Below are 17,360 nucleotides of genomic sequence, written 5' to 3' on the forward strand. Positions count from 1 at the left end.
ATTATTCCTCGACTTTTTTAGCAAAAATACTGCTGACGGCGTGTGCACCAATACCTACGGCAGTGACACCTAAAATAACGGCACCAATGGTATCAGCGGTAGCATCTAAACCATGGACAGGTTGACGGCTTAATGGTTTTTCGAAATCTGCCATGTCATCCCAGAAATCAGGTTCAGAACAACCGATACAACCATGACCTGCAAGTACTGGCCAGCTGGTGTGAGCATTAAAACGCTCTGTAGGGCAGTTGTTATAAGTGTAAGGACCTTTACAACCCATTTTAAATAAACAGTAACCTTGTTTGGCATTATCATCACCAAATTGAGTTACGAATTCACCCGCATCAAAGTGACCACGACGCTCACAGTTATCATGAACACGTGCGCCATAAGCCCATTTAGGACGGTTGAAAATATCTAATGCAGGCAGGCGACCAAACATGATGAAGTACATTAATGTACCGGTAATGTTGGTCGGGTTTGGTGGACAACCCGCAACGTTAACCACTGGACGGTCAATAATCGTACCGACACTTTTTGCGCCCGTTGGGTTAGGGCGTGCGGCTTGGATACCACCGAAAGATGAACATGTACCCACACAAATAACCGCGGCTGCATCTGCGGCAACGCGTTTAATCAGTGATACACCCGTTTCAGCTTTGCTGCCTATAGTAAGGAAAGTACCGTTGTTAGCTGTTGGTACGGCACCTTCAGCAGCAAGTAGGTATTGACCTTTGTAGGCTTTCATTGCGTTATCAAGGTTTTCTTCTGCTTGATCGCCAGCGGCAGCCATGAGCACTTCTTGGTATTCAAGTGATACATGTTCAAACAGTAATGTACTAATATCTGGTGTAGTACTACGCACTAATGATTCAGAACAACCAGTACATTCGGCAAGGCTCAACCATATAAGTGGTACACGATCTGAAAGCTCTGCAGCTTCGGCAACCATGGTACTAAAAGGTAGGGGTAGTGCCAGTAATGAAGTGATGGTTGCACTCCAAATCATGAAGTCACGACGGGTAATGCCATTTTTTTCAAGTTTTTTCTGAAAAGAACCCTCACGAAGAGGTTTCATTTTTCGAAGCTCGGCAAGACGTTTTTGGCCGAGTTCAAAAAGGGCTGCATGCGAATCCATCTATCAACCTTGTTAGCTATGATTAAATATACTTTGGAAGTATTACTATTTAATTTTATGACTTAAATCAATACAATTAATTGATCTACATCAGATTTTGAAAATTTGTGTGACAATATAAAAAGTCAAAAATGACGCTATGCATAATTTAACGATTGATAATGATAATTGCTATTATTTCAATGTATTACGGCACTTTTTGTAACTGTAACACTATGATAATCAATGGTTTTATTTGAAGTTGTGATTTGGATAATTGATCAACTAGATGCGTGGTTATGCAATATAAAAGTGAATTAAAATATAAATATTTCGCAGGGAGGTTGGGGGGAATTCTAAAATTAGATTTTTTTAGTAATACGACACAAAAAACGCCCTTATTTGATTAAATAAAGGCGTTTTTAATGGGCAAGATTGGCTAAATAAGCTTACTCACCAAGTAGAAATTTCTTATCAAGCATACAAAAAGCGAGCAATAGATTTGCAGCGGCAGCATAGAAACCAAACTGGTCTCGAAGCTGACATTCTTTAGCAAATAAGGGTAACCAGTTTAATAGCATGGTGTTGATGAATGACAGCTGTGATTGCATTAATGCTTCACGTTGTTCTTCTGTCTGTTGCTGATTACCCATGATGATTAAATTGCCCATAAAGTCTAATTCAATCGCAAGATGATCTGCAGGTTCATTAAATTCTTTGCGCTGAGCAATATCAAATGATGCCATAAGTTCATGCATTTCTTGTGCTGGCTTATCGTTTAGTAAGCCTGTTTTACCGACATACATTGATGCGTAAGGCAACGCCCCTGATTTTGGTGTACTTAAAAATAAACCACAAAAATCAGCAGCAAGTTCTAGTTGTTCGTCACTACGTGCATGTGATTTTTTAATAGCAGCACGGAAAGTATCGACAGGTGCTTTTAATTCCTCAGTCATACCAAGACCAGACAGGAACGTATACATCTCACCGCCATGGTATTCATGTAGATCTGCATCACTTAATTCACGGGCAAAAAGCGAAGACATCCACCAGTAGATTTCAGCACGTTGTTCGTTGAATGCGATAAATTCTTGCATGGTCACTCCAGACATAAAACATATTCAAATAAAGCAGTTAGGTAGAGTATACCTAAGGGTTATTAGAATAGGTTCTAAAAAATGAAATAAAGGCGATGAAAATAAGATTCATCGCCTTTATGGTTTGATTTACTATGCTAACAACAAGGGATTATTTATCCATTGCTGGGAATAGTGGGTCAATACCTGTTTCATAAGTTGGACCGTTAAAGCCCGTTACTTCAGGTACGGGACCAGTGTACTTCTCAATATCAACTACAGCAGTATGTGCTGATGTTGCTTGTGCTAGCTTAGAAGTACCGATATCTAACGTTAGTACGTTTGGATCGCCATAAGTACAAATTGTACCCGCTTTACCGCCATCAAGTGGGCTATACCAAGCACCCTCATGAATACGACATACGCCTGGAGAGTAGTCATCTGTTACTACTGCGCCTGCCAATACTTGACCACGACCGTTAAATACACGTACCAAATCACCTGATTTAATATTACGTGCGGCTGCATCTTGAGTATTGATGTAAATCGGCTCACGATCTGCAACAGTATAAGTTGCACGGAAGTCAGTTGATGAACATAACTGTGAGTGCAAACGGTTATTTGGGTGACAGCTCTGTAAGTGAAGCGGGTAGACATCAGAGCGTGGGCCGCCGTGACTACGTTCTTCTTTTTCAAACCACATTGGGTGACCTTGACAGTCGTTATAGCCCATATCTGCGATTGTCTTACAGTAGATCTCGATAAGACCTGATGCTGTACCTAGTGGCTCAAGATCCGGTTCGTTACGGAATGATTCGTGACGTACCCACTCTTTGCCCGCAGGGAATTCAATATAACCATCACCTTCCCAGAATTTAGCGAAGGTTGGCATACGAACACCGATACCACGGCCTTGCAGACGCGCACCGTTGTAGATCTCTTCAATGATTTCCATTTTCTTTTTACCGCCAGTAAATGCTTCTTCACGGTTGAAGCGTGCACATAGCTCACGGAAAATATCAAAGTCATCTTTAGATTCAAACATTGGCTCAACAATCTTACGTAATGCAAGGATACCTTTGTTGGAGTGGTTACCAAACTGTTCGATATCATCACGCTCGTAAGTGGTTGTTGCAGGTAAGACGATATCTGCAAAACGACATGTCGCTGTCCATTGGTGCTCGATAGAAACAACCGTCTCTAGTTTTGTCCACGCTTTGATCATACGGTTACGATCTTGGTGGTGAGCAAATGGGTTGTTACCACTGAAGATCGCCATCTTCATGTATGGGAAGGTGATTTCGTTACCGTTCCATTGAATCTTCGTACCTGGGTTAGAGATACAATCCACAAAACGTGCAACAGGGATCGTTTTTGCGTAACCTTTAAATGAACCGTTGTAGATTGGTTCTACGCTAGTAACACCACTAAAGCCAGACATTAACGGGCCAGCAGAGGTGATAGTACCTGCGTCATTGTAGTGCCAGCCGAAACCGAAACCACCACCAGGTTGACCAATTTGACCAAGCATTGCAGCAAGAACAACCAGCATCCACGCCCATTGCTCGCCGTGTTGCATACGCTGTAGACACCAACCACCCACAAGCTGAGTACGACCACCCGCCATTGTACGTGCTAGTTCACGAATCTGACTTGCCTTGATGCCAGAGATTTTCTCTGCCCACTCAGGTGTCTTAACGATACCATCAGTTTCGCCCATTACATAAGGCATGAACTTGTCAAAGCCTGTGGTGTAGTTTGCGATGAATTCTTTGTCGTATAGATTTTCAGTGTATAGCGTGTGCGCAATCGCCAGCATCAACGGAATATCTGATTGTGGGTGTACAGGTAACTGCTCACCACCAACAAACTTCATGGTTTCGTTACGTACTGGGTCAATGTGAATAACTTTAATTTCTTTGTTTTTCACTTTTTCAGCAAGTTGCTGGTATGAGCCGTATACGCTGTGATCAGGAACCAACCAACCTACTTGAAGGTTTTTAACTGGATCCGTACCCCACATTACGATGGTATCTGTGTTTTTAAGCACGATATCCCAAGAGGTTTGCTGTTCGTAAACTTCCATTGCACCCGCAACGTAAGGAAGAATAACTTGTGCAGCACCTGTTGAGTAGTCACCCATTTTACCAAGGGTAGTACCGTGAAGGCTGATACCACGCTTCATCATTGTACCGGCGTTGTGTAGTTTACCTACAGACTGCCAGCCAGTATGACCTGCGTATAATGCGCTTGGGCCGTAAGTTTCTTGAACACGGTTTAATTCGTGTTGGAAGAAATCTAATGCTTGTGACCAAGGCACACGTACAAAACGGTTGTTACCACGTTGGCTTGTATCAGAACGGTAGCCTTGCTTTAACCAATCGATACGTACCATTGGGTATTTAACACGTGCAGGGTTATAAACCACTTCACGTACGGCATCTAACATAACTGTTGGGTGTGGGTCTTTCTCAAACGGCGTGGTTTCAGTCCATACACCGTTCACTACTTTAGCGCGGAAAGCACCCCAGTGAGAGCCACAAAGCACTTCACCGTTAAAGCCTGATACTGTTTCTGTCGCAGCCATTGCTTTACGAGGAGCAAGTAGGCTAGTACCGACAACGGATGCAGCACTTGCAATCGCTAAACCTGATAGGAAGCGGCGGCGTGTAATGCCTTTATGATTGTTTTGAGTCGCCATAGTTGGAGAATCCTTAAACTTTAATTTTTATCGATGGGGCGGGGATAACCATTATCACCCGCCTATCATTTAATCGTTTATTGGTACGCTGGATTAATGCGCGCCAGCACCACCTGTATCGCTGCCGTGGTTCTGAAGATATTTAAGTAGTGTGCGTTCTTCAGTCTTAGTCAGACGGTAGTAAGAGCTCATGGCTTTCAGACTTGCGATCCAGCCATTTGCAGTAAAATGGCCAGGATCTGGCGCCGCGTGACAAGCGTTACATGTAGACGCGTACATATCTTCTGCATAGTTCCAGATTGGTTTGATACTATCAATCATGTTTGATTTAGTGATCCAACCTTGAACGCTGATGTTCTGCCACACAATGTTAGTTGCAGGATCAGTTTCTTCTTTAATGATTTTCTCGTTCGCCTTCACTTCGCCACGGATAGTTGCCTTAAAGACACGCTTGCCCATGTACTCAGTCATTACGCGACCTTTACCAGCTTTCTCTAGCCAGCCGTTAACTTCAACTTTCAGCATGTCGCCTTTACGTTCAAGTACAGTGACTTCAGAAGCGGGTAGTAATTTACCTTCTGACTTACCTTTAGCATCGTCAGTGGCAAAGATATCTTTCTCACCTAGAGAGTAAAGCTTCTCAGCTGTTGCGCCTTGAGAGGTCGCTTCAGCTTCTAGTGCTTGGTAGTCTTTTTGGAAACCGCCAGCCATGTTTGGAAGTTCGTGTGCAATACCTTTGTGACATTCAATACAGTTCATGTCTTTTGCAGCAGCGTCTGTCATTGCAGCTGCGGCTTCAGGTGATTGCTTAGCATGGTCCATCGCTGAATAGTTGTGACAACTCTTACATGTGCTTGAGTTTTGTTTTTCCATGCGCTTCCAAACCATCTGAGCTAATTCTAAACGGTGCTCTTCAAATTTTTCAGGCGTATCGATTTTCTTGGTAATGAACTGGTTATACACATCTTTTGATGCCATTAACTTTGTTTCAATCATACCGACTAAATCTTTTGGCTGGTGACAGTCAACACAGTCAGCGCGAACACCAGATGCATTTTTGAAGTGTACAGATTGAGTGTACTCTTCATAGTTCTGTTTCATGGTATGACAACCAATACAGAATTCATTGGTTGATGCGTGTTCAAAACCTTTGTGTACAGCAAAAATGCCACTCACGGCGATACCAATACCAACAAGCACCAGAGCAAGAATTGAGTACTTGCTACTTGGTTTCGTCAACATCTGCCAAATTTTCTTCATTTTGAAAGATTCCATTTAAAAGAATGCTCACCGTAGGCTACGGTGACGGTTAAAATTTTATGGGGTAATCTTATTGTTACGATATGAATAAGGTTAACGCTACGAATGAATAGCAAAGGCATAGTTATGACAAATTGTGAATGGTCTTAGTTTGTGCTACCGTTCAGCTAGAAAACCAAAAACTAAAAAGAGAACGACATGACCCATCACGTACTTGTTGTAGAAGATGAAATTGTTACCCGTACAAAACTGGTTGGGTATTTTGAAAATGAAGGATACAAGGTAAGCCAAGCAGACAGTGGCGCACAGATGCGCGAAGTAATGGCAACGGAAAAAATTGACCTTGTAATGCTTGATATCAACCTACCTGGCGAAGATGGTTTGATGCTAACGCGAGAGCTTCGTAGCCGCTCTGAAGTTGGTATTATTTTGGTGACTGGACGCACTGATAGTATTGATAGAATCGTCGGTTTAGAAATGGGCGCAGACGACTATGTAACCAAACCTTTTGAACTGCGTGAGCTATTAGTTCGAGTGAAAAACTTGTTGTGGCGCATGACGTTAGTAGAAAAAGCACGCGACGAAACTATGGTTGAAATGCAGGAAGATAACATCATTCGTTTTGGTGAATGGCAGTTTGATATTAACAAACGCGCACTGACTCATAATGGTCTTCCAGTGAAGCTAACTAAAGCAGAATATGAACTGTTAGTTGCCTTCTCATCACACCCTAATGTGGTGTTAAGCCGTGAGCGTATTTTGAACATGTTAAGCCACCGTGTTGAAGCGCCAAATGACCGAACTATTGATGTTTTAATCCGTAGAATGCGTTCTAAAATGGAACTTGATCCGAAGAATCCACAGATTTTTGTCACTGTTCATGGCGAAGGATATATGTTTGCTGGTGACTAATATTGGTCTTGTTTGGGTCAGAAAAACATAGTTTTAATAAAATAGTTATGACATAAATTGACATAAAAATGCCCTATTTGAAAAGAATAGGGCATTTTTTTTAGGCTCCATTTGGGGCTTTTTTTGATTTAAATCATCAATTAAAGATATTTTTTTTGGGTCAAAAAGGAACAAACTGCGGTATTGAGAATCATTATTAATAACAAGGCTATTTTGCAACATTGTGAAAACATTTGTCATCTTATTGTGACATTGTTATTCACTATTTAATAACAATGTCGGTGAAAAATGAAATCTTATGAATGCGTATTTTGCGCTATATTTTCTTGCAAAACCGTTTTTTACGAAAATGGGGCTTTTTACTGCTGCTACTTATGCGTATTAATAACATGGAAAAGGGCTCATTTATGGTGCTATTCACACTACAATCATCCACTGTTCATAGTTAAGTCGCGAGTTATTCATAAAATAGACATATATTGACTAGCGTTTTTGTAATGTTTAAAAACGCAAAATCATCAAAAAATGCGATATATCGTTAAATTTAGAAAAATACCGTATAGATATTTGCGCGTTATGTATTGGTTTCGGCTCTTTTTTCTATTATTTGTCCTGTCAATCTAACGATTTCAGGCAAGCTAATAGTGCTTTTTTGTGCAAGTTGCTGTTGTTCGATGAGTACATTTTCTAGAATTTCAGTGGTTGTCAGAGGGTTTGCGAGTACAACGCGAAACACGGTTGTTGCTTTTCGCTGCCACTTTTCTGGAGTAATACGCGTACGAGATACAAATGATTTACCTGATTCTCGTTGGCGTTTTTGAATAAATTGAGTGAGATCATTAAGCAATTCTAGCAATGTTTCACGCTGATCTGGGGTTGCGTATTGCAATGCTTGCTGTGTATTAGCAGGGACATAACGGTAAGTTAGTAAGCATAATTCAGGCTCTGTGACTAACTCAAAATCAGGATGCTGTTTAATACATTGTGCAAAGTAGGCGGCTTTTTCAATGCTGTTATTGATCAATAATTCATAGCCAGGGCGACTAATAATATTCATACTTGCAAACAACAACATCGCCATACCACTGCGTGATCCTTCCAGAGTATGGCTGCCTAAATCTTTTGAACCTTCTCGAAGAATATATTCAGCATGATGCTCAATTGCGGTCATGAGTTCTGGATTTTTAAATATCACCATGCCAGCACCCATCGGAATATAGAGCTGTTTATGAGCATCAATGGTAATGGAATCTGCGCGCTCAATCCCTTTCAATAAATGGCGATATTTATTCGACATTAAGGTTGCACCGCCCCAAGCTGCATCAACATGGAAGTGACATTGATGTTCTGCGGCAATATCTGCTAGTTGTTCTAGAGGATCGATGTTGCCCGTTTCTGTGGTGCCTGCAATACCAATAATCGCAAAAGGTTTAATATTTTTACGCTTTAGATTCGCGAGTGTTATTTTTAATTCATTGAGATCTATGCGATTGTTGTCATCAGTTTTTATGGCAATCAGGCTATCTCGGCCAATACCTAAAACATCTGCGGCTTTCTTTAAAGAATAGTGTCCACGCTCTGATACCAGAATCGCCAGATCATCATAGCCATAGTGCTTCATCGCCCGCAGTAAACCTTGTTGGCCTACACCAGTGAAGTCACCATCTGGTTGCAAAGCAGCATTACGAGCAACCCATAATGCGGTGATATTGGCGATGGTGCCACCCGAACAAAAAGCCCCTAAAGAATGGTCAGCACTGTGCATCCATTGTTGGTAGAAACTTTCTTCTTGATTAAAAATTAATTTATGCAGCATGCCTAATACTTGGCGCTCAAGTGGCGTAAACGCTTTTGATGTTTCTATTTTTACAAGGTTTTGGTTTAACGCGATCATGATTTTAGATAAAGGCATCATGAAGTAAGGCAGAGCAGAGGTCATATGACCAATAAACGTAGGCGCAGCAGTATGAACAGACTGAGCAACAAGTTTATTCAATAAGAACTGGGTATGTTCAGAGACAAAAGAAGGGACTTCAGGAATATCCGCAGTAGAGAAATCTTTTTCAATTTCAGCTAAGGGTTTTTCGATTGCTGCTATGTGGGTTCGCAGAAACTCGTTAAGGTTTTCTGAAAGCTCTTTTTCGATTAATCCTAATGTTGAATCAGGTGCTTCTGGTATTGTGAATATGCGATGCAAAGATTCTAGGGATGCATCTGCTGTACGATTATTAGCCGCCATAATTTATTTAACGTTTCCATAACGTTGGCAAAGTATAGTCAATTTAATCGATATTTTGAGTGATGTCTCGCATTATTTCGGTGTAGTTAAAATATAACTACCCGAAATAAAATCGAGGGTTTAGAGAGTGTGGCTATTTACTACATTGTTATTAGAATTTGTAATTTAAGCCCGCACTAACAAAGAGATCGTTGCTGTCATAGAAATCAATATTTGATTGGGTTGAGCTATAGCCAATCAGTGAAACTAAGCCCCATTTTTTCCAATTAAAGGGTTGGTTATATTCATAGGCGAAGAAAGCACTGTATTTATTATCTTGTTGTTTTTGATTAAATACAGGGTTAGTTAAGTCAAATAGAGCACGTTTATAGTTGACGGTAAAGGCAAAACTAGATTGGGGTAATATCTGAATAATCGTTGCAGCCACACCATAAATATTATTACTCATAGCATTACCGTCAGCATCGATGTTGGTATAGTTAACCGCTGTGCGTAACATCAGACTGCGACTAAACGGTTGTACATAAGTACCTTCTGTAAAAAGAACTGTAGCATTACGATTGAGGGCGGCTTTTTCATTGGGTGTAAGTGCAAGTATAGGATCGTTGCCACTGCGTTCTTGATCAACACTAAACTTACCATAAGCTAACTGGCCTGAAAAACGTGAACCGCGAATATCGTTAAGCTTGACGCTAAATGCATTAATACTGGTTTTTGTTTTGCTGCGCTCTACATTTTTAAGGTAAGGATCTTGCCATGTTTTCTGGGTCAGCAAACCGGGTATATAGCTTAGGGTTAGCATGGAATTATCAGCAAACTTTTGTCGATAACCTATATCAACATGAAATCGACCCAGAGCAATATCAGAACGGTTAGTACCTAAATAGAGTTGCTTATCACCATTATTAAAGGTGTAACTGAGGCTGCCAATAGGAGCAACAAACATTTTATCTTGTTCATTACCATGGCTGTTTAAGTTTGAGGTAGTGTGGTTATCGCTATTAAACTGTGAGTTTGATCTATTGTAACCAACCATCAATGAAATATCACCGCCAATTCCCGGGGTCCAATCGACGGGTCTAGCCTGTGTCGTGGTGGAGATTATTGCAGTAGCAATTAAGCCGACAGTGAGTAGTGGTTTCATTATTTTTCCTATGAAATAATCCGTTTAATCTTATAGATTATAAGCACAAAAAGAAGATAAGTGAGATATTTATATTCATATTGTAGCATTGGAAAATAAGATGTTTATTGTTGAAAATTAATGGTGCTAAACGGTAACTGGGTGTGCTTGATAGCATATGAGGAATATTGCAATTTCACGATAGTATTGATCATGAAATAATGCGCTAAATAGTGTGATAGCTGTTGTAATTATCGCGATGAAGATTGATTTTATTGATAATCTGACCATAAACTTAAGTTAACATTATGTTGTATATGGAGGTCGTGATGAATATTGAATTCAAATTTACACTGATGACGGTAACCGTCATACTCTTTACATTAGTAATTTATGGATTGATTGCTATACATGCATAGTTATTGAAAGAGTAATGTTAGAGAAATTAGGGTGATATTTTCTAACATTATTTCCCATTGGTATGTACAAATTGTATATTCGACTCTCTTAGATATATAAATATATGTATTGTGCATATTTAACAGGGAGAAGAAATGAATTATCTTCCGTTTAGCTTACGTGACGTTAATGAGAAATCTATTGCTGATTTTTCTTCGGTTATTCACACAGCATCTAATAAAAAAATAGCCTTAATTGTTCAAGGTGGTGGCCAGCGCGGTATATTTTCTGCTGGCGTGCTTGATAGCTTCCTTGAACATCAATTTGATCCGTTTGAGTTGTATATTGGTACATCTGCAGGTGCGCTTAATTTATCTTCTTTTATTAGCCGCCAACCGCGATTTGGTTATCATTTTATTCGTAATGTATCGATGGATGATCAATTCTTTAATTTATATAAATATCTCAGTAAACAACAACCGATGAACTTGGAGTGGGCATTACAGCAAGTGTCACCTTCTGGTTTATATCCGCTTGATATCGCCACCGCCCATAAAACATTAGCGCACAGAACGGCTCTTGCATGTGCTACCCGTAAAGATACTCTGCAAGATTATTATTTACCTATGTACCAACAAGATTGGAAAGATGTGCTGTTAGCATCGTGTGCAATTCCGTTGCTCTACAATCAACCTGTCAATATGGATGAGCTACAATGGGTTGATGGTGGGGTGAGTGCCGCAATCCCTGTTAAAGAAGCATGGCGACGTGGTGTTGATCTTGTGGTTGTTATTCGCACTGAGCCATTAGAAGACAGTGTCGCTGAAATGAATCGTGGTGAAGATCGGGGGATTTTAGATGATTGGCGAGAAAATATTGAAACTCAATTACCGTATTATATTGATAAATTAAGCTTAAATGAGTCGGTTGATAAAATTAAGAATATTCATCAAGAGCTAAGTCAACGGTTTGAACAATGGCGACAACAGCATTGGGACGATAAGGAAGATAATGATCAAAACACAGTCAGTAAAACGAAGACGATATCCAAGAAAAGTTGGTTCTCACCGCTGAATGTTGAACGATTATTAGAGATCACAAGGCAGGGAACAAATTCAGAAATATTAGAAATGTTGGCGCGTTATCATCATACCTATCGTGATGTGAATGATTTTCTTGTCAATCCACCGCAAGGGTTACAGGTTATTCAAATTGCACCAGAAAAAGCATTGAATAGTAGTGCGCTATTAAGTAGTTATGAAGATTTAGAGTTGGATTATCAGCAGGGTAAACAAATTGGAGAACAGTTTGTGACGTCTTTTTCACAATTATTGAATCAAAAGACTAGTTTGATGCAGCATTTGCGTTAGGCCTAGTATATAAAAAAGCACATAAAATAAAGCCTTGATAACTTGCGTGGTATACACAAGATTATCAAGGCTTTTTGTTAGGCTAGATTATTTATTTAAAAAATCAGCCATATCTTTTTGCATACTCTTTGTTGTTGCTTTAGACGCTTCAATGGTAAAGCTATCATTTGCTGTTGGCATCGTGACATCGAGTAATGATGTATGGCTGCCTGGTGTATATTCTTTCCAACCTTTAGTTGCATTGTTTAATGCTAAATCTAATTGCTTAATCAGTGGTTCAGTACCGGTGAACGGTGAGTAAGGTAGATTGTTTGGTGTAGTAATATTTGGAATCGTACTATCACCTTTAACCATTTGAACATACACGGGAACCGATGCTGGAATGCCGTTAGCTAGGTTAATCGGATCAACGGGATCCATTACTGTTTGTGCCGCATAGGCAAACTTAACGTAAGTCTGCGTCCATGTGGCGAATAGGCTAGGGTTGTTATTTTTAATCGCTGTAATGTTATCAACATAACACTTGTTCAAATCTTTGTGCTTATCATCTTGGGCGATATAACAAGCATTCAACGTTTGCAGAAATTTACCTGTTTCAATGACATCAGGTGTTATTTGTGTTGGATTAGATACAGTACTTTGAAGTACGCCTGCTTTTAGAAGACCACCAAAACTGCCAGAGTTTAATAGTAGGTAAGGGATCTCTGCGCCTGGGTTTGCTAACGCCAGTTTATTAATCGCAAAATATTGTTTATCAAATGCTGGGTTCATCGTTGGACGGTTAGCAATATTACCGACATTGGTACCAACAATCGCACCTAGTGAATGACCCGCAAAACTTACGCCGTTATTAGGATTTAACATCTCTAACGGTGAAACATTGCTTGTCGTTTGATCTTCTTTTTGTTGTTGCTGAATATGAGTAAATAATTTACCAATAGCCGCTCGTAGGTTGACGACATCAATAGTACTTTGACGTAGGTTATCTCGCGCAACGGTTAAGTTTTCAAGATTTAAGTACATTGATGGATCTATTGCGGCATTTTTATATTGGCTATTACCTTGGCTGTCGATGGTATGAATACCACGATCTTCACCGTGTAGTGGTTGGTTGATGGCAAAGATTGCACGGCATTGATCGCTAATTAACGTTTCAGCTAAAGAAGGTAAACCATCACTGTGCGCCGTTAATACACTCTTATCTGCGGTAATTCCATGTTGGAAAATAGTGACATCATTAGCACCAAGAGTTTGGCATTTTTTACTGTTAGGTAAAACTAATGTGTAATCAATTGTCTGCACTGATTTAAGTTCTGGTACAGCACTGTAGCGGGTAATTAGACGCTTAGGATCGAGTTGATTACCATTCGCTAAATAAAGTGTTTTACCCATTAAGCGAGTGAGTACTTTAATCTGCACTTGTGGGTTTGTCGCCACTTGTGCCATGTCTGCTAATGTAACTTTCACATCCGCCAATTGAGCTAAAATAGTCGCTTTATCCGCCTCACTGCCATTGCTTAATACATATTTAATCTTAGCAAGGCTTGGCATACCACTTTGCCAAGGGGTATTCATGAATTTATTAGCGCGAATATCGAGGTAGTATGGTAATGAAACAGTGCCTTGATAGATTGTGACATTACTTTTATCATCAACTTTATTTGGATCGTCAACTTTTATGGGTTGAGAAAACGTAAATAATGTTGAAAGTTGCTCTGGCGTTACTGTCTTTGCAATAGCAGAGCCTTGCCATACATTATTAGCCCCTAGCGCCATAGCTTCTTCTGTTGCCATCTTCGCTGCAAATAACACATCACCAGATGATAATGTCGTAAACCATGATGAGAAGATAATATCGCGTTGTTGCACAATACCATGGAACGCTTCTTCAGTGGCATGAGTGATCTTTTGTGCTGGTAATAATGCAGGTGCTGGTGGCAGATTATTCGACTTTAATAATGCGTATGAGTTACTCATGCCTACAGCTTGGCCGTTTACATCTTTTAAATCATCAGTAACGGCATACATGTAGTTACTCGCAGGATCTAACGGTTTTAGTAATATCACAATTAAGTTATCACCTGAAACCGTTACCATAAAGTCACCCGCTTGTTGAGTTAAGCGGGTTGGTTTTGTGGTATCTGCAGGGTTAGTCGGATCGCCTGATTTAATTAGATAGAAACCACGCGCAGCTGTCGATGGATCTAAATTCTTACCTGTAAAATTAATTGTGATCGGCTGGGTTGTGCTCCAACCATCGGTTTGCCCCATAGCAACCAAGGGATCTGAAGTATTGGTTTGATCTTGCGCCATTGCTTCTGTTGCAAGGGTACCGTCTTGTACATCCATTGCTAAATATGTGGGTAATATAAGCTTCTTATTAGCAGACAAAAGGTCAAAATTAATTTGAGTTTCAGCCTGTAAACTTGCTGCGATATTCGGATCAATCGGCGCTTGATTTTCTAAGGTACCGTTACCCTTACAGCCAATTAAACTCAGTGCCGAGGTGACTAATAATGCTATTGAACGTATCTTCATTGTTATTCCTAATGATTTTATAGTTTAGTACGCATTAAAAGCGGTAATTAACTTGAGCGGCTGCAAGGTAAGCTTTACCGGATGAAGTAAAACTATCATTTTCACCTGTTGGTGTTTGCTCGATAAAATCAGCTTTCTTACTGTGAATATAAGCAACGCCTAGATCGACAGATAGAGCAGGGTTGTAATGATAAGTCGCACCTGCTGAATACCAATAACGATCAGTATCAGGAATACTCAGTGTTGCTTGTCCTGCATTTTGATCAATGGCAAAACCATAACGCAGTGTCCATGTTGGGTTTAGCGTATAAGTTGTACCTACAGCCCAACGGTAAGTATCTTTGAAGTTTTCTTTTTTAACGAAACAGGTGCCAGTTGCACATTGAGAACTTGTTGCTCTAATTTCTTTAAACTTGTTGTATTGCGTCCATTGAACACTATAACTGATAGCCCATTGTTGATTCAGCTGGTGGAATCCAGAAAATTCAGCAATGGCAGGCAGCGGAAGGTTAAGCTGTGCTGCAACAGTTTCATTTGGCTTTGAGGTTGCTTGTCCCAAGTAGTCAGTAAAATGGCCATGAAAATTGAGATCGACTTGTGAACGGTAGCTTAGTCCAAAGCGGTTATTATTATCGAGTTCATATAAGGCACCAATATTCCAGCCCCAACTCCAGTCGGTGCCTTCCATATTGATCAAGTTATGGCTAGGCGCGGCATAAGACAAAGAGCCCAAACGACGATTAAATTCTGCTGTGCCATAAACAAGGCTAACACCAGCACCAATACTTAATTGTGGTGTTAGGCGATAAGCAATATTGGGATTGAAGTTAACCGTTTCTAATGATGTTTTACCCGCTAAGCTACCTGCTTGCATTGCTTTAGGGTAATCGGTTGTTACACCATAATTACTGAAAATCGCTAAACCAATGGCTGTCCTGTCATTAATCGGCTGAATATAGTAAGCCGCAGGTACAATACTTATTGGCGAAACATCTTTTGCGGTTTCATTATGAGTATGATCATCAATATTAATCGATGGGTTGATGACACTCATTACACCTGAAACTTCAGCATGTTTAAAGCGAGTCATTGCAGCAGGGTTACGCGCTAGTACTGCAGCGGTATCAGCGACGGCAGCTTCACCTGCATATGCACGGCCAAGACCTGCAGCCGAGTGTTCTGATACTTGATAGCCAGCAGCATGTGCTTGGTTTGAAAGTGTGGCTGTAATAATGAAGGCGATATATTTTTTATTTATGGACATTAAACTGTCTCTCTATAATTTCTAGTAGCTTCTTGCTGTCTCACCCTTCAAAGAAGGTTGGATTTAAAAGAGGAAGAATTATAGTTATACCTCAAGAGAATAATAAGTAAATATAGACAAATATCACAATAAAATAGTTTGTTTGGTTATACTTTGTGCATATTGATGCTTTATAGATATATTTCGATTGATAAATAAATTAAAGTATTTGCTCTAATATCGAAAGTGTTGTAATGAATAGTTGACTAAGCGGGGATTATTGAACCGTTGTTGGTGGGATTTTTCAGTGATTAAAACAAAAAAAAGGCTCTAAAAAGAGCCTTTTTTGTTATCAATAATTAGTTGAAATAATTATTTTGCAAGTACTGTTTGTAGCCAAGGCCAGCCTTGTTTTTTACGACTTAGCGTGTTTTCCATCATTAATACACCGTCAGTTGCGTGTGTATCAAGAATGTGATTCCAATCACCAGTGTAAAGTAGGCGAGTTGTACTTGTTGTGATGTCAGTTAGCATTAATGCAGCCATACCTAGGCCTTCTTCGTCGCAACGACGTTGAAGATCAGCTTGAAGCTCTTCAATCATGCTATCTACTTGCTCAAGTGTTGCAAGTTCGATTTGACCAACAACAACATCACGATTGTTGAAAGGGTAACCTTTAAGGTCTTTTTCAACTAATTGTGCAGCGGTTAGACCTTCGATGTCAGTCTTAGCAATTAATAGTGCTTTGATGAATGCTTCTAGATCTTGTACGTCAGCGATTTGAGCAAGCTCATGCACCGCATCTTTATCTTTTTGTGTACAAGTTGGAGATGCGAAACCTACAGTATCAGATAGGATAGCTGACATCATTAGAACCGCTAGTTCACGTGTAATTTCGTGACCTTCGATTTTAAATAGGTTAAAGAGTACTGTACAAGTACAACCTACAGGCCAGATCCAAGCTTCCATTGGGTTGATAGTCATCACATCACCTAAACGGTGGTGGTCGACGATACCCACAACTTCTGCTTCAGCTAGGTCATCAGGTGCTTGAGCTAGATCTGAGTAGTCAACTAACCATACTTTCTCACCAGCAACGCTTGTACGTAGCTCAGGAGCTGTAACGCCAGCTAGCTCAAGAATGTGTAGAGTTTCACGATTCATTTCGCCTTGACGAATTGCTGTCGCTTCAAGACCACGAGCTTTAAGAAATGCAGTACAAACGAGTGCAGAACAAATACTGTCACTATCTGGGTTTTTGTGACCTACAACTTGGATCATGATATTTCCTTTACTTTATCTGTCACAGCATGTGCTGTGTAACATATATAAGACTAACTTGGTTCTTTACTGATTATACCTAGAAGAGATTGTGTTTTACA

Annotated in this window: 11 protein-coding genes; 2 read left to right on the forward strand and 9 right to left on the reverse strand. The window is 40.1% G+C overall.

Translation table 11 applies throughout. The annotated features are described in order from the left end of the window. Nucleotide 1: 1 nt before the first annotated feature. The 4 genes from C9I86_RS10555 to torC form a co-directional block, all read right to left on the reverse strand. Nucleotides 2-1,138, reverse strand: coding sequence for a hydrogenase small subunit (locus C9I86_RS10555; RefSeq protein WP_080157639.1), 1,137 nt, complete (start codon nucleotides 1,136-1,138; stop codon nucleotides 2-4). 428 nt (nucleotides 1,139-1,566) lie between these two features. Further along, nucleotides 1,567-2,214 (reverse strand): molecular chaperone TorD, encoded by a 648-nt coding sequence (gene torD, locus C9I86_RS10560; RefSeq protein WP_080157638.1) that lies wholly within the window; start codon nucleotides 2,212-2,214, stop codon nucleotides 1,567-1,569. Nucleotides 2,215-2,365: 151 nt separating this feature from the next. Beyond that, on the reverse strand, nucleotides 2,366-4,894 hold the full coding sequence (gene torA / locus C9I86_RS10565; RefSeq protein ID WP_107276322.1) for a trimethylamine-N-oxide reductase TorA: 2,529 nt from the start codon (nucleotides 4,892-4,894) through the stop codon (nucleotides 2,366-2,368). A gap of 93 nt (nucleotides 4,895-4,987) precedes the next feature. Next, nucleotides 4,988-6,154: a pentaheme c-type cytochrome TorC gene (gene torC / locus C9I86_RS10570; RefSeq protein ID WP_080157636.1), complete on the reverse strand. Its 1,167-nt coding sequence runs from the start codon at nucleotides 6,152-6,154 to the stop codon at nucleotides 4,988-4,990. Between the two features lie 198 nt (nucleotides 6,155-6,352). On the opposite strand from torC, the gene torR reads away from it, so the two are divergent. Then, nucleotides 6,353-7,066, forward strand: a complete 714-nt coding sequence (gene torR, locus C9I86_RS10575) for a two-component system response regulator TorR (protein WP_036794308.1) — start codon at nucleotides 6,353-6,355, stop codon at nucleotides 7,064-7,066. A 574-nt stretch (nucleotides 7,067-7,640) separates the two neighbouring features. Here torR and panP read toward each other — a convergent pair. Then, the gene (gene panP, locus C9I86_RS10580) at nucleotides 7,641-9,305 is read right to left on the reverse strand and encodes a pyridoxal-dependent aspartate 1-decarboxylase PanP (protein WP_107276323.1); all 1,665 of its coding nucleotides are present in this window, start codon (nucleotides 9,303-9,305) and stop codon (nucleotides 7,641-7,643) included. A 151-nt stretch (nucleotides 9,306-9,456) separates the two neighbouring features. Continuing rightward, nucleotides 9,457-10,449 carry a DUF2860 family protein gene (locus tag C9I86_RS10585; protein WP_107276324.1) on the reverse strand — a complete coding sequence of 331 codons (993 nt, stop codon included), beginning with the start codon at nucleotides 10,447-10,449 and terminating at the stop codon, nucleotides 9,457-9,459. A gap of 533 nt (nucleotides 10,450-10,982) precedes the next feature. On the opposite strand from C9I86_RS10585, the gene C9I86_RS10590 reads away from it, so the two are divergent. Continuing rightward, nucleotides 10,983-12,197, forward strand: a complete 1,215-nt coding sequence (locus C9I86_RS10590) for a patatin family protein (RefSeq protein ID WP_107276325.1) — start codon at nucleotides 10,983-10,985, stop codon at nucleotides 12,195-12,197. Between the two features lie 87 nt (nucleotides 12,198-12,284). Here C9I86_RS10590 and C9I86_RS10595 read toward each other — a convergent pair whose 3' ends face one another. From C9I86_RS10595 to C9I86_RS10605, 3 genes are all read right to left on the reverse strand, one after another. Continuing rightward, complete coding sequence (locus tag C9I86_RS10595) at nucleotides 12,285-14,735, reverse strand: VolA/Pla-1 family phospholipase (RefSeq protein WP_107276326.1); 2,451 nt, start codon at nucleotides 14,733-14,735, stop codon at nucleotides 12,285-12,287. A 34-nt stretch (nucleotides 14,736-14,769) separates the two neighbouring features. Further along, the gene (locus C9I86_RS10600) at nucleotides 14,770-15,999 is read right to left on the reverse strand and encodes an outer membrane protein transport protein (RefSeq protein WP_107276327.1); all 1,230 of its coding nucleotides are present in this window, start codon (nucleotides 15,997-15,999) and stop codon (nucleotides 14,770-14,772) included. Nucleotides 16,000-16,350: 351 nt separating this feature from the next. Then, the gene (locus C9I86_RS10605; protein ID WP_080157630.1) at nucleotides 16,351-17,259 is read right to left on the reverse strand and encodes a manganese-dependent inorganic pyrophosphatase; all 909 of its coding nucleotides are present in this window, start codon (nucleotides 17,257-17,259) and stop codon (nucleotides 16,351-16,353) included. Nucleotides 17,260-17,360: the final 101 nt, after the last annotated feature.

The sequence above is a fragment of the Photobacterium sp. NCIMB 13483 genome (assembly GCF_003025475.1).
GTDB lineage: Bacteria > Pseudomonadota > Gammaproteobacteria > Enterobacterales > Vibrionaceae > Photobacterium > Photobacterium piscicola.